The sequence below is a fragment of the Arthrobacter sp. NPDC058127 genome, from assembly GCF_042884555.1.
Lineage (GTDB): Bacteria > Actinomycetota > Actinomycetes > Actinomycetales > Micrococcaceae > Arthrobacter.
This window is the reverse complement of the sequence record NZ_JBHVTT010000001.1, coordinates 705,835-719,008: the sequence shown is the minus strand read 5'-3', so window position 1 is coordinate 719,008 and position 13,174 is coordinate 705,835. Positions and strand designations below refer to the sequence as shown.

13 protein-coding genes, 1 tRNA gene and 1 other RNA gene are annotated in these 13,174 nt (G+C 63.1%); 7 read left to right on the top strand and 8 right to left on the bottom strand.

Translation table 11 applies throughout. The annotated features are described in order from the left end of the window. Positions 1 to 32 precede the first annotated feature (32 nt). Entirely contained in the window at positions 33 to 968 is a 936-nt protein-coding gene (gene cysK, locus ACFVTG_RS03230) for a cysteine synthase A (RefSeq protein ID WP_059387764.1), read from the bottom strand. A gap of 75 nt (positions 969 to 1,043) precedes the next feature. Continuing rightward, complete coding sequence (gene msrA / locus ACFVTG_RS03225) at positions 1,044 to 1,568, bottom strand: peptide-methionine (S)-S-oxide reductase MsrA (protein WP_390277883.1); 525 nt, start codon at positions 1,566 to 1,568, stop codon at positions 1,044 to 1,046. Between the two features lie 146 nt (positions 1,569 to 1,714). Between msrA and ACFVTG_RS03220 the strand changes: the two genes are divergently transcribed. Together ACFVTG_RS03220 and ACFVTG_RS03215 are read left to right on the top strand one after the other, a co-directional pair. After that, complete coding sequence (locus ACFVTG_RS03220; protein WP_390277880.1) at positions 1,715 to 2,632, top strand: Nif3-like dinuclear metal center hexameric protein; 918 nt, start codon at positions 1,715 to 1,717, stop codon at positions 2,630 to 2,632. A gap of 110 nt (positions 2,633 to 2,742) precedes the next feature. Next, entirely contained in the window at positions 2,743 to 3,480 is a 738-nt protein-coding gene (locus ACFVTG_RS03215; RefSeq protein ID WP_390277878.1) for a zinc ribbon domain-containing protein, read from the top strand. Between the two features lie 19 nt (positions 3,481 to 3,499). On the opposite strand, the gene ACFVTG_RS03210 is transcribed toward ACFVTG_RS03215, so the two are convergent. Continuing rightward, positions 3,500 to 4,264: a YaaA family protein gene (locus tag ACFVTG_RS03210; protein ID WP_390277875.1), complete on the bottom strand. Its 765-nt coding sequence runs from the start codon at positions 4,262 to 4,264 to the stop codon at positions 3,500 to 3,502. Between the two features lie 104 nt (positions 4,265 to 4,368). On the opposite strand from ACFVTG_RS03210, the gene rnpB reads away from it, so the two are divergent. The 4 genes from rnpB to ACFVTG_RS03190 all read left to right on the top strand — a co-directional run bounded on the left by rnpB (position 4,369) and on the right by ACFVTG_RS03190 (position 7,751). Further along, positions 4,369 to 4,760: RNase P RNA component class A (gene rnpB, locus ACFVTG_RS03205), an RNA gene on the top strand. Between the two features lie 245 nt (positions 4,761 to 5,005). Then, complete coding sequence (locus ACFVTG_RS03200) at positions 5,006 to 6,502, top strand: glyceraldehyde-3-phosphate dehydrogenase (protein ID WP_284751965.1); 1,497 nt, start codon at positions 5,006 to 5,008, stop codon at positions 6,500 to 6,502. 86 nt (positions 6,503 to 6,588) lie between these two features. Further along, positions 6,589 to 6,798, top strand: a complete 210-nt coding sequence (locus tag ACFVTG_RS03195) for a hypothetical protein (protein WP_390277873.1) — start codon at positions 6,589 to 6,591, stop codon at positions 6,796 to 6,798. A 155-nt stretch (positions 6,799 to 6,953) separates the two neighbouring features. Next, positions 6,954 to 7,751 carry an HNH endonuclease family protein gene (locus tag ACFVTG_RS03190; RefSeq protein ID WP_390277871.1) on the top strand — a complete coding sequence of 266 codons (798 nt, stop codon included), beginning with the start codon at positions 6,954 to 6,956 and terminating at the stop codon, positions 7,749 to 7,751. Positions 7,752 to 7,777: 26 nt separating this feature from the next. On the opposite strand, the gene ACFVTG_RS03185 is transcribed toward ACFVTG_RS03190, so the two are convergent. The 4 genes from ACFVTG_RS03185 to orn form a co-directional block, all read right to left on the bottom strand. After that, positions 7,778 to 8,626: an acyltransferase domain-containing protein gene (locus ACFVTG_RS03185; protein ID WP_390277869.1), complete on the bottom strand. Its 849-nt coding sequence runs from the start codon at positions 8,624 to 8,626 to the stop codon at positions 7,778 to 7,780. A 3-nt stretch (positions 8,627 to 8,629) separates the two neighbouring features. Further along, complete coding sequence (gene def, locus ACFVTG_RS03180; RefSeq protein ID WP_284751961.1) at positions 8,630 to 9,202, bottom strand: peptide deformylase; 573 nt, start codon at positions 9,200 to 9,202, stop codon at positions 8,630 to 8,632. A 123-nt stretch (positions 9,203 to 9,325) separates the two neighbouring features. Next, positions 9,326 to 9,398 (bottom strand) — tRNA-His (locus ACFVTG_RS03175). A gap of 130 nt (positions 9,399 to 9,528) precedes the next feature. Next, the gene (orn, locus tag ACFVTG_RS03170; protein ID WP_284751960.1) at positions 9,529 to 10,155 is read right to left on the bottom strand and encodes an oligoribonuclease; all 627 of its coding nucleotides are present in this window, start codon (positions 10,153 to 10,155) and stop codon (positions 9,529 to 9,531) included. Between the two features lie 151 nt (positions 10,156 to 10,306). Between orn and mptB the strand changes: the two genes are divergently transcribed. Further along, positions 10,307 to 11,932 (top strand): polyprenol phosphomannose-dependent alpha 1,6 mannosyltransferase MptB, encoded by a 1,626-nt coding sequence (mptB, locus tag ACFVTG_RS03165; RefSeq protein WP_390277866.1) that lies wholly within the window; start codon positions 10,307 to 10,309, stop codon positions 11,930 to 11,932. On the opposite strand, the gene ACFVTG_RS03160 is transcribed toward mptB, so the two are convergent. Continuing rightward, complete coding sequence (locus ACFVTG_RS03160; RefSeq protein WP_284751959.1) at positions 11,916 to 13,169, bottom strand: glycosyltransferase 87 family protein; 1,254 nt, start codon at positions 13,167 to 13,169, stop codon at positions 11,916 to 11,918. The genes mptB and ACFVTG_RS03160 overlap by 17 nt on opposite strands. Between the last annotated feature and the right edge of the window lie 5 nt (positions 13,170 to 13,174).

Sequence of the window (13,174 nt, the reverse complement as noted above, 5' to 3'; positions counted from 1 at the left end):
AATGAAAGAAAGCGGTTGCGCGGGGTCCGCAATCAGCCGCGAATGTCGTCAAAAAGCACCGTGGAGATGTAACGTTCGCCGAAGTCGGGAACGATTGCCACGATGAGCTTGTCCTTGTTCTCCGGACGCTTTGCGAGCTCCAGCGCACCCCAAACGGCCGCACCGGCCGAGATGCCGCCCAGGATGCCTTCCTTGGTGCCGAGGGCACGTGCGGTGGCCACGGAGTCCTCGAGGGTTGCGTCGAGAACCTCGTCGTAGACGTTGGTGTCGAGGATTTCCGGAATGAAGTTCGCGCCGAGACCCTGGATCTTGTGCGGGCCCGGGGCGCCGCCGTTCAGGATGGGGGAGTCCTTGGGCTCAACGGCCACGATCTGGATTTCGGGCTTGCGCTCCTTCAGGACCTGCCCGACGCCGGTGATGGTGCCGCCAGTGCCGACGCCGCCGACGAAGATGTCCACTCCGCCTTCGGTGTCCGCCCAGATTTCCTCGGCCGTGGTGGCGCGGTGGATTGCCGGGTTTGCCTCGTTGGCGAACTGCTGGGCCCAAATGGAGTTCTCCGTGTTGGCGACGATCTCCTGTGCCTTCTCGACGGCGCCACGCATGCCTTCAGAGCCCGGAGTCAGGACAATCTCGGCACCGTAGGCGCGCAGCATGACCCGGCGCTCGGTGGACATGGTTTCCGGCATCGTGAGGATGACCTTGTAACCGCGCGCCGCGCCGACCAGGGCCAGCGCGATGCCGGTGTTGCCCGACGTTCCCTCGACGATGGTGCCGCCCGGCTTCAGCGCACCGGACTTCTCGGCGGCGTCGACGATGGCGACGCCGATACGGTCCTTGACGCTATTGGCGGGGTTGTAGAACTCCAGCTTCACCGCAACAGTGGCGTCCAAGCCTTCGGTGAGCCTGTTCAAGCGGACCAGGGGGGTTCCGCCGATCAGCTGGGTGACGTCGTCGTAGATCCGTGCCATGTAATCATGCCTATTCTCTGAATTCGCTGAAATAGCTACTGCTGAGGTCAGCCTAACGAGCGGTGCTACACGCTGCTACGCGCGGAGCCACGAAGAGTAATATTTCCGGGCCTTGGCGAGCTTGGGGTTGATGATGACCTGGCAATAGCCCTGCTCCGGGAACTTGGCGTAATAGTTCTGGTGGATGGACTCGGCTTCGTAGAAGTCCGGCAACCTGCTCACCTCGGTCACAATCGGCTTGGACCACAGTTCCTGGTTCCGGAGGATGGCTTCTTCGAAGAGGATCTTTTCTTCGGTGGTGGTGTAGAACATCGAGGACCGGTACTGGGTCCCGACGTCGTAGCCCTGGCGGTTGAGGGTGGTGGGATCGTGCAGGGCGAAGAACATGTCCAGGATGATGTCCGCCGGAATGATGTCCTCGTCGAAAGTCACGGCGACGACCTCCGCGTGGCCCGTCATTCCGGAGCAGACGTCGTAATAGTCAGGGTTGCGGATGTGCCCGCCGGTGTAGCCGGAAACCACGGAACTGACGCCCTTGGTCTTCTGATAGACAGCGTCAAGGCACCAGAAGCAGCCTCCACCAAGTACAAAAGTTTTCATGATCTCTTCAATGGCTGGGAGTCCTGGATGATTCCCGCACAACCTTACGGGACTGTGACGGCGCAGACCTGGCCACTGGCAACAATCTCAAACAGTCCGGTTGCCGCAAGCGCGTCTTGGCCGCCGGATGCGCAAGAATGTAATGCATGGAAGCTGTGAACACCGCGGTTGCAGATACAGGATCCGGGGAAGAACCGGAAAACGGTACAGCCGGAACTCCAAGAGCCAGCACCCCTACGCTCGGTCAGGTCTTATTGGCAGTGGAGGAGCTCTGGCCGGAATCGCTCGCCGAGGAATGGGACGAGGTAGGGCTCGTGGTCGGACGGCCGACAGCCACCGTCACCAAGGTCATGTTCGCCGTGGATCCGACCCTCGCCGCCATTGAGGAAGCCATTGAATGGGGCGCCGAACTCCTCGTCACGCACCACCCTTTGTTGCTCAAGGGCGTCACCTCCGTTGCTGCCACGAGTGCCAAGGGCCTTGCTGTCCATCGGCTCATTGAGTCAGGCACCGGGCTGCTGACCGTGCACACCAACGGGGACTCCGCCGTCGGAGGCGTTTCCGATGTCCTCGCCGACGCGTTCGGGCTGGACAACGTTGTCCCGCTGGCTCCTGCGGCCCACGGCCTGCCGGAAGAGGGGATCGGCCGGGTCGGCGACCTGCCCGAACTCATGACTCTCGGAGATTTCGCCGCCCGGGTGTTCGAGATCCTGCCCTCAGTGGCCGGCGGCGTGCGGGTTGCCGGGGACAAGGACGGGCTCGTGCGCCGCGTCGCCGTTTGCGGAGGTGCCGGTGACAGCCTCTTCGACGCCGTCCGCGCCAGCCAGGCGGATATCTACGTCACCGCGGACATGCGGCACCACCCGGCCTCCGAAGCGCGCGAAGCTGCCGTTGACGGCAGGCCGTACCTCGTCGACGTATCGCATTTCGCGAGCGAATGGCTCTGGTTGCCCGCCGCGGCCGAAGCGCTCGGCAACGTGCTCGCGGACCAGGGTCACGACGTCGAGATCCGGGTGGCTTCCACCAACAGCGATCCGTGGGACTTCATTCTCACTCCCGGCTAAGGCTGGGGCGCGAGGCAGGGGAGCGCGCTAGGCGCTAGAGTCGAGACAAGCAGGCCCAAGGCCTGGCAGGGGCTGAATATCAGTCCCGGCACGATCAAGCGGAGGTAAGCGTGGCCAAGGCAGCACCGGCGGAACAGTTGAAATTGCTCGAACTGCAGGGGTTGGATGCGAAGCTCAAATCCTTGGCGAACCGCCGTCGCGCTTTGGAGACCGATCCCCGCATCACCGATCTTCAGGATGCCCTCAGCGTGGCCAACGGGGCGCTCGGCGCCGCGAAACTTGCCGTCCACGACGCCGAAGCCGAGCTTCGCAGGTCAGAGGCCGACGTCGAACAAGTGGCTGGGCGCATTGCGCGCGACGAAGCCAGGTTGAACAGCGGTACCGGACTTTCCAAGGACCTGGTCGCGCTGCAAAGCGATATCGCCTCACTGAACAAGCGTCGTTCGGACCTTGAGGATGTCGAGCTGGAAATCCTCGAACGCCTGGACGGACTCCGGGAGCGCCAAGCCGCGCAACAGCAGATCGTCGATGACATCCAGGGTTCGTTCTCCGGGATCCGTGCCGAACTTGACGCCGCGATCGCCGAGATTGTTGCCGAAGAGACGGATGTGCGCGCCCAGCGGACCGGCTTCGCCGAAAGGCTCGACGCCGGGATGCTGGCTATCTACGAAAAAACCCTTGCCAAGCGCGGGGTGGGCGCCGCGAGGCTGTTCCACGGCAAGTCCGAAGGCTCGGGAATGACACTCAGCCCCGGCGACCTTGCCGAGGTCAAGGCCGCTGCCGAGGACGAGATCGTGTTCTGCCCCGATTCCGGCTGCATCCTGGTGCGCTCCGCCGAGTGGAACTAGCCGCCTGTTCCCCACCCCACTAGTTGGGGAGGATGATGCTGAGGGTGTGCGGCTTGCGCGCCGTGCCTTCCGTTAACTCCGCCGTCCACATTTCCGAAGCGGCCTTGAGCAGCTGTTCGGGCGTCTCCGGGGCCTTGCCTCGGCGGCTCAACAAGTGCCGTGCGAGTTCGCCCCGGGTGTGCTTGGCGAAGTGGCTGACGACAGTGCGTTTTCCGTTGGACTCGGAAAAGACGTTGACGGAGACAGTCTGCGCCGCTGGCGGGGCCCAAGCCGCGGCGTAGGTGCTGGAGCGGCAATCCACTAGCAGCTCGCCCTCCACCCGCGAGGCGAGGGCCTGAGTGAGCTGCGGCTTCCAGAATGAGGCGAGGCGCCCGACGTCGGGCAGTGCCGTTCCCATGGACAAGCGGTAGGCGGGCACGCGGTCGCCGAAGCCAATGGCGCCCCACAGGGCGGACACCACAAGGATCGACTCCACCGCCTTGCGGCGCTGTGCCGGTGTCAGGGTCTTGTAGCCGAGCGCGTCGTAGAGAACACCGGAATACACCTGGTGGGCAGGGGCCGCGGGTTCGGCGTGGAGCCGGGTATTGCGTTCGACGTCGTCCTTCAACGATGCGCCCACCCCCAACAATGCGAGGGCGTCCTCATGTGCGCTGACCAGGCCCAACGCGTCGAGCACTTTGGCCCGGTAGCTGTTGAGGTCCGGAAAGCTCAGGGACTCCCATTCGACGGCGGAGCCCTTCTCGGCGGGGGTCTTGCCTTCGGAAGGCGGCAGCAGAATCAGCACCAGTCGATATTAGCCGCAATACAGGCTCCACCCGTCGGGCGCACAGTCCGGCCGCGCCGTCTGGAAAATGTGGAGGGCCCGACGCCGGTAGACTGTAAGGCGGATGGGTTGACTAGGCGGCCGCGCGCCACGTGAGTGGCTCGAGGAACGTCCGGGCTCCATAGGGCAGGGTGGTGGGTAACGCCCACTCGGGGTAACCCGCAGGCCAGTGCCACAGAGAACAGACCGCCTGCGTCTGCTTGTGCTAGCACAGGTAGGCAGCAGGTAAGGGTGAAACGGTGGTGTAAGAGACCACCAGCTCCTTGGGTGACCAAGGAGGCTAGGTAAACCCCACCCGGAGCAAGGCCAGACAGGACACGATCGAGGGCTGCTCGCCCGAGTGTCCGGGTAGGCCGCTGGAGGGCGTCGGCAACGGCGTTCGTAGATGGATGGTCGCCACTCCTTCGCCTGCAATGGCGCGGGAGGACAGAACCCGGCGTATCGGTCAACCCATCCCTCAGCCTTGTGTGAGTGATTTCACGCATTCCGGCGGCCAAAGCCTCCCGTGCCAGACCTTAGAATGGACAGTGAACGTAGAAGTTCCACCGCCGGTTCTGCGTTCGCAGCCGGCGGTTTTTCTTTGCAACGTTCGAGGTGTCCGGGCAGACCGAAGTCCCGCCGATGCCAGTGCCGTTGGATTACTCCGGGCGGCCACCATCTACGTACGAGGACGTATGTAGCTGACCCTAGGAAGGTAGTTCTGTGAGCCAGTCATCAGATTCTTGTCTTGATACGTGGATGGGCCGCGAAGCGCTGGCCGAGGCCATGATTCCGGTGATCGGCCGGCTGTACCGTGAAAACAACGTGGTGACGAGCATCCACGGACGCAGCCTCATCAACAAGTCGTCGATGAACATCTTGAAAGCCCACCGCTTCGCGCGCCGGATGAGCAAGGACGAACTCCGGCTCGAGGAAACCGCGCCGCTGCTGAACATCTTGGCCGAGCTTGAACTCGGGGCTGCTGCGATCGACATCGCCCGCCTGAACGAGAAGTACAAGGCCGAGGCCCCGGGAACGCCCCTGGAAGACTTCCTGCGCGCCGAACTTGCCGAGGTTGTCGGGCGCCGCGGCGCGGATGACCGGACCAGCACCGACGTCGTGCTCTACGGTTTCGGTCGTATCGGCCGCCTGCTGGCGCGCCTCCTCATCGAAAAGGCCGGCGGCGGGCACGGCCTGCGGCTGCGCGCGATCGTGGTCCGCAAGGGTGCCGAGAACGACCTCGTCAAGCGCGCCAGCCTGCTGCGGCGCGACTCGGTGCATGGTTCCTTCGAAGGCACCATCCGCGTGGACGAGGAATGCAACACGATCACGGCCAACGGTGTCCAGATCCAGGTCATCTACTCGGACAACCCCTCCACCGTTGACTACACGGCCTACGGCATCAAGGATGCGCTCGTGGTCGACAACACGGGCCGCTGGCGCGACGCCGAGGGCCTGTCCCAGCACCTGCAGAGCAAGGGTGTCGCGCGCGTGCTGCTCACGGCTCCGGGCAAGGGCGAGCTGAAGAACATCGTCCACGGCATCAACCACTCCTCCATCGAGGACACGGACACGATCGTCACCGCGGCCTCGTGCACCACGAACGCCATCACCCCGGTGCTCAAGGCACTCAACGACAAGTTCGGCGTCGTCCACGGCCACGTGGAAACCGTGCACTCGTTCACGAACGACCAGAACCTGATCGACAACTTCCACAAGGGCGACCGCCGCGGCCGCTCGGCCGCTCTGAACATGGTCATCACCGAAACGGGTGCGGCCAAGGCAGTGGCGAAGGCCCTTCCGGAACTGCAGGGCAAGCTGACCGGCAACGCGATCCGCGTCCCCACCCCGGACGTGTCGATGGCCATCCTGAACCTGAACCTTGAAAAGGGAACCACGAAGGAGGAAGTCAACAACTACCTTCGCGAGATGTCCCTGCACTCGGAGCTGCGCAAGCAGATCGACTTCATCGACTCACCCGAGGTCGTCTCCACGGACTTCGTGGGCTCCCGCCGTGCAGGCATCGTGGACGGCTTGGCCACCATCGCCAACGACAAGAACCTCGTGGTCTACGTCTGGTACGACAACGAATTCGGTTACTCCTGCCAGGTAGTGCGTGTCATGGAGGAAATGGCCGGGGTGAACCCGCCGTCGTTCCCGGCACGCAGTGTTGCTGTTGACCTTGAGTCCAAGGCAACGTTGGAGCCCGCCGGCGTCTAGCCGGCTCTGGTCAGGACCAGGAAAGACACAGGGGATTCCCGGCTGATTCGCTGGTATCAGCCGGGAAACCTGACCAGAATGGACGCATGGAAAGCGAAAAGATTCTGGAACATGAAACAACCTTGGAACACGCACTGGACGTAGCGCGCGCCAACCTCAAGGAAGCCCAGCGCCTGCTCGACGAAGCCAAGGCCGCACACGCCGCCGGTGATATCGCTGAGGACCGAGTCATCCAATTGAGGTCGCTTCTGGAGTTGGCGGCCGAAGACATGAAACGCGTCACCAAGGAGCAGTAAGCCGCCGCTGCAACGGACCGCACGCTGGCTTGTACGGGCAGTTGTGATTGTTCCGACACTGTGACTTGTCCTCCACACTGTGGATATCGACGTCGGTTGTCAGTGCCCTGATCTAGTCTCAAGGGACGTATTCCTCCCCGAAAGGACACAATCCCTTGAGCACCACTTGGGCCGCCTATCGACGCGCCCGCCGTCAGTCCCGGCAGGCCTGGGTGCTGGTGATCCTCATCATCGCCGGTGGACTTGCCGGCATCGGGTGGTTCTTCACCAACGGCCAGTTCGCAGTGGCCCAGGACCCCGGCAATGGAGCGACGGAAGCTCCCGTCTTCGACCCGAGTTGGATGAAGCCGGTGGAAGCTGTTCAGCCGGTACCTGCCGGTTCAGCCGTTGATGCACTGGAAGCGCTTCCCGTGAAGGGGCGCGCCGCCAAGGACAACTATGACCGCAACGAATTCGGCCAGGCATGGCTCGACGTCGACCGGAACGGCTGCGATACCAGGAACGACATCCTCAGGCGGGATCTTGCAGCGGCGGAGTTCACGGCAGGCTCCAAATGCAGGATCGCTTCCGGGGAGCTACGTGAGCCATACATCGGCCAGGACATCCATTTCCGCCGGGGCTCCGAAAGCAGCTCGGCCGTACAGATCGACCATGTGGTGGCTCTCGGGGACGCCTGGCAGAAGGGTGCCCAGCAGCTCACGGCCAAGCAGCGCCAAAGCCTCGCCAATGATCCCCTCAACCTGATTGCCGTCGACGGTCCTGCCAACGTGAAGAAGGGCGCGAGCGACGCCGCGAGTTGGCTCCCTGCCAACAAAGGCTTTCGCTGCCATTACGTAGCCCGGCAGGTGTCCGTCAAAGCCGCCTACAGGCTCTGGGTCACCCAGGCGGAGAAAGACGCCATGAGGCGCGTCCTGGACTCGTGCCCCGGCCAGCGGACCATCAGGGCGATGTAGCCACCCGGAAGCGCGGGGCTGCCGCGTCAGGCGCGATTGGCCTGCGCTGGAGGAATTACCAAGTGGCCGTGTCCGAGTTGCCAGACTCCGCCTTCGTCGATCCTCTCCAGCACCACTCGCTGAAGCGAGGTTTCGCGGGGGAGCTGGTCAAGGTTTTCCATGCCCCGGTGCCGGAAGGTGAAGTAGACAGCGTCGCCCGGGGCGTCGGAGCAGCGGTCGAGGGTGAATCGGCGGGCAAAAGCTGCGATGTTGCTGTCCGGTAGTTTCTGTGCCAGATAGGGATCCAGCATCCAGGAGTCGCAGCTCGCCGCGGAGACCGCTTTGTCCGGGAAGTGTAGGTCAAAGAACTCCCTGGCCTGGCTGAGGCTCGTGTCTACGAGGGCGGGGGAGAGACCACCATCTTCTGGGATGTGTATCCCCAGCACCCAGGAGTCGCTTGCGGCGGACCCTTCCGCGTCGCCGCGGACAAGGTGGAATTGCAAGCGGCCGATCCGGAAGATGTTTCCGGCCATGTGAAGCGTCAGCCACGCCCACGTGTCCAAACCGAAGCGCCCATGAACCCGTCGATTGATGCGAAGGTTCAGTCCCACATCGGCCAGGATCGCGGCGGAAGATTCCGGCGGGATACCAAGGGCAAGATGATGGCGGTGGACCACAGGAGCGAAGCGCAGGAGCGCCTCAATCCAGTCCGTCTCCGTGCAGCCATCGGCGGGGGCAGATTTGCTTGGAAAGGCGCCCAATCGGGCGTGAAGCACGGCAAGGGCCCGTCGCGTTCCGTCTCCGGGCGGTGACCCCAGCAACGCGGCACACGCCAAGGCGTCCTCGCCGTGGATGTCGAGGAGGCTGAACAATTCGTCCTGCGCGATGCCGCCCATCAGTCAGTGCCCGAAGGGATCCGGATCGACGCCCGGCATCCAGGTCAAGCCGGGTACTCCCCAGCCGTTCTTCTTGGCCTGCTTCATGGCCTTCTTGGCGTAGCGGTCAACCAGGCGGTTCACGTAGAGCTTGCCGTCAAGGTGGTCGAATTCGTGCTGCATGACCCTCGCGAACCAGCCTGTCGCAACGAAATCCACTGGCTTGCCGTAGCCGTCGAAGCCCTGGACGCGAGCCCATTCGGCCCGCTGCAGCGGGTAGTGTTCCCCGGGGAATGACAGGCAGCCTTCGACGTCTTCTTCGGGATCCGGAAGTGCTCCGGGGATCTTGGAGAGGGTGAGAACCGGGTTGACCAGGACGCCTTCGTCGGGTGCGTCGTCGTCGTTCGCGTATTTGAAGATGAAGATCCGTTTACCGACGCCCACCTGGGGTGCCGCCAGCCCGACGCCGTTGGCGGCTTCGTTGGTCTCGAACATGTCCGCAATCAAGGTGCGCAGTTCGTCATCGAACTCATCTACCTCGCTCGCCCGGCGGTGAAGCACGGGCTCGCCCCAGATGGTGACTGGCAGGACGGTCATGTCAGGTGTTCCTCTGGTTCTCGGGTCTGGAATGGCCAAAATCGGCCGGGACAAAGCAAAGGCCGCACTGGATAACCAGTACGGCCTTTGGCTGCGATCGATAATTGCTACCGACCTCATGAGGGTGAGCGACGGGGGTTGAACCCGCGACCTCCTGGACCACAACCAGGCGCTCTGCCAACTGAGCTACGCCCACCATGCGCCTTTTACGCTTTCGGAATGACCCGTTCGCTGCGAAGGCAACGACAAAAACTATACCCCGTCTTGAGGGGTGGTTTTGCCACTTTTGACCGTTTGGCTGAAATTTCCCGAAAAGGTGCCTCAGATCACGTGCTTGCCGGGGCCTCCGGGCCAGGTGCAATCTGCTTGGAAATCTTCTGGGCCGTTGCTGTATCGGGTCCGGGAGCCGGGACGAACACGGCCTCGCGATAGTAGCGCAGCTCGTCGATGGAGTCCCTGATGTCTCCGAGCGCGCGGTGGCCGCCATGTTTGGCGGGCGACTGGAAATAGGCGCGGGGGAACCATCGGCGGGAGAGCTCCTTGATAGTGCTGACATCGATGACCCGGTAGTGGAGGTGTTCGACGATGTTGGGCATGTCCCGCGCGAGGAACATCCGGTCTGTGCCGACTGAGTTGCCACCCAGCGGTGCCTTCTTCGGATCGGGTACCCATTTCTCGATGTACTCCAGGACGATCGCTTCGGCCTCGGCCATGGTCTTGCCGTGCGGGAGCTCGTCCAGGAGTTTCGAACGGGTGTGCATGTCGCGGACGAAGTCGTTCATCTGTTCAAGCGCAGCGTCTTCAGGCTTGATGACGACGTCTACGCCATCACCCAGGATGTTCAGCTCCGAATCGGTGACCAAGGCCGCGACCTCGATCAGGGCGTCGTTTTCCAGGTCGAGACCGGTCATCTCACAGTCGATCCAGACGATGCGTTCATTAGTAATAGGCACTCGTCAAGCCTACCTTTCGGGCGCACGGGAAGGGTGTCGGGGCGCTCCATTCCGCGCCCGCGGCATACTGCGGCTGGTAAACTGGGCCGTTGTCGAGCGGTTGTTGCCTGCATCGATGAGCTGGACCAATGTAGGTAGGGACTGGAATATCATGACGGCAGGCGGAACGGGCGTGGGCACCTCAAATAGCCGGGACGAGGCAAAGGAACCCTCGGCGCCGTCGGAGAAGGCCGTCGCCCGTCTCGATTCCCCGGATGCCCCGCTCCTCGGGGCCGCCACTCCCGGCCAGATCAAGGCCTTTGTGGCCATCTGGCAAGGATTTTTTGGATCCCTGATGATCTTCGCCGGTTCGATCGGCGCCGGCTGGATCGCCAACGGCTCGCCCATGTTCAGGCACCCCCTTGTCATCGCCCTGCGCACTGAGGGCTGGGGCGTCACGACCTCCACCATCCTGCTGACGGCGGGGGCCATGCTTTTGGTCAGGTCATGGTTGAGGCTCGGGCAAAGGCTCAAGGACTGGGGGCCAGGCTCGCTCAGATCCGTGGTTGTCGCCGTAGCGGCGTGGGCAGCGCCCCTGATGTTTGCCGTGCCCATCTATTCACGCGACGTGTACGCCTATACCGGCCAAGGCAGGCTGGTGCTCGAAGGCCAGAACCCATACACGGCAGGGATTTCTTCGCTCAGCAACTGGTTTTCCCTGGGCGCCGACCCTGCCTGGGCTGAAGCCAAGACGCCGTACGGACCCTACTTCCTGTGGCTTGCCAGGTGGGTTGTGGGCATCACCGACGCCCAGCCCGATTTTTCCGTTTTGCTCTTTCGCGTTCTGGCGACCGTCGGAGTGCTGCTCTGCGTGATGTATGTTCCCAGGCTCGCTGAACTGCACGGGATCAATCCCGGCCGTGCGCTGTGGATCGCGGTGGCCAACCCGCTCTTTCTCATCAGCTTCGTCGCGAGCGCCCACAACGATGCCCTCATGGTGGGCCTGGCGGTGGCCGGGATGTATTTTGCAGCCACCGGGCGCCATATCACCGGGCTTCTGCTGGTCACGGCGTCCATAGGCATCAAGCCGATCACGGTACTTCTCTTGCCTTTCATAGGCCTCATGTGGGCAGGTCCTGCTGCCAGTTGGGCGCGCAAGTTCCTGTTCTGGGGCGCGACGGCAGGCATCAGCTTTGCAGTCCTGGCAGTGAGCGGGATTCCTTACAACCTTGGCTTTGGGTGGGTCTGGGCCATCCTCGATCCGACACCGGGCTACACGGGATACTCGCCTTCGGGCTTCCTGGGCCAGCAGGTCGAGGTGATCGCCAATCTCCTGGGACTGCCTGGCTCCACTGTGGCCACGGGGCTGCGCACCCTCATGAAGTGGGCCGGAATCGGGTTGGTGGTTGTCCTGATGTTCCGCGGCGACTATTCACGGCTGGTGAGACGCGCGGCCCTGGCGTTTGCCGCCGTCGTCATGCTTTCTCCGATTATCCAGCCGTGGTACATCCTGTGGTTCATCCCGCTGCTCGCGGTCACAGGCATCAGGGACGACTGGCAGATCAAGTCCCTCTATGTCGCCGTGACGTTCTTCGTGGCCTTCGGCGCACAGGATCAGATTTCGGTGCTGTCCTTCGTGGAACTGAACGTCAAAGTGTCCTCCCTGTCCTTCCTGGTGGCCGCGGGATTCACTGTCTACCTGATGGTGTTGGACGTTCACACGCGAAGGCTGCTGATCCGTTCCACCCCTGCGCAACTGCTCCGCAGGCTTGAGCAGCGGCTCAGGCGCTCCGAATAGCAGTTCTTGCGCTGGACTTGCGTCCCAATTCCACGGTCCGCTGCACCGACCACCAGAGCAGGACAACCAAAAGCACGTTTCGTGCAGTGAGCACCGCTGCCATCACGGGGTTGGCGTGGATCAGCGGCGTGTAGAACAGCGGGTAGATCACAAAAGTCGTCATGGCGATCCCCATCAGGAGGGCGGCAGGAACCCGCCAACGGTTCCAGTCGTGGGTCAGCCCGGCGATAACCACTGGCGCAAGCCAGATGATGAACTGCGGCGACCCCACCTTGTTGAACACGATGAACGCGGTGGTCATCATGAGGGCGCCCTCGAGAAACAGCTCTTCCGGTTCGGCGCCCCGACGAAGCGCCCATAGCAAGAGGGCAGAGCCCGCGACGGCGGCAAGCACCAAGAGCGGCTGCATCATGAACGCCGCCACATTGGCTCCCGGCCCGTACACCTCGGTGGAATTGATGGCGACGTTGTCGGCGATTTTGGAGCCGCCGATGTTGAACACGCTCAACCAGACCCAGGGCGTTGAGAACGTGGCTTCCAGTTGCATGCCGCGTTCACCCTGGTTGGTCAAAAAGTCCAGGATATGCGGGAGGCCGCCTGAAAGGTAGGTGCCCAGTGCGACGGCTGCGGTGACGGCCGCGCCGCACGCGATGATCCTCAGCCTGCGGTGGCTCGCGATGACGATGGGTACCAGGACGGCGGCTGGCCAGACTTTGATCCACGTGGCGATGCTGAGGAGGATGCCCGCCGCCACGGGCCGCGTGGCGGCATACAGCAGGGCGACCAGCACGATGGGTGCCGTGATGCCCTCCACCCGGGCGAAGCTGAGGTAGCCCATGAACGCGGTAAAGAACAGCCACCACCAAGCAGGGGCAATACCGCTTGCCTTGCGCGGGCCGCGGGTCAAGATGAATAAACCGGCCGCATTGAGCGCAGTGATGATCAACGTCCACACCAGCAGGTATGGACCAGGGCCCGCGATGTTGGCCAGGAAGATCGGAATCTGGGCGAGCACCGGGTAAACCCAAGGGCTGATGGCTCCGTGGAGATCCGCGGGGTTGTAGCCGGCCATCGCCCACTGACGGTACTGCTCGGTGTCGCTGAACGTGTTTCCGGACAGGAAGAAACTTGCCATCCAGCCGAGGAAGTACACATGGATGGCGGCGAAACCCCACCAAACGCTGGAGGGACGGCTGAACCAGTCGACGGCGGCAGGCGGCAGGGCGGCGTCGCGCACGCGGG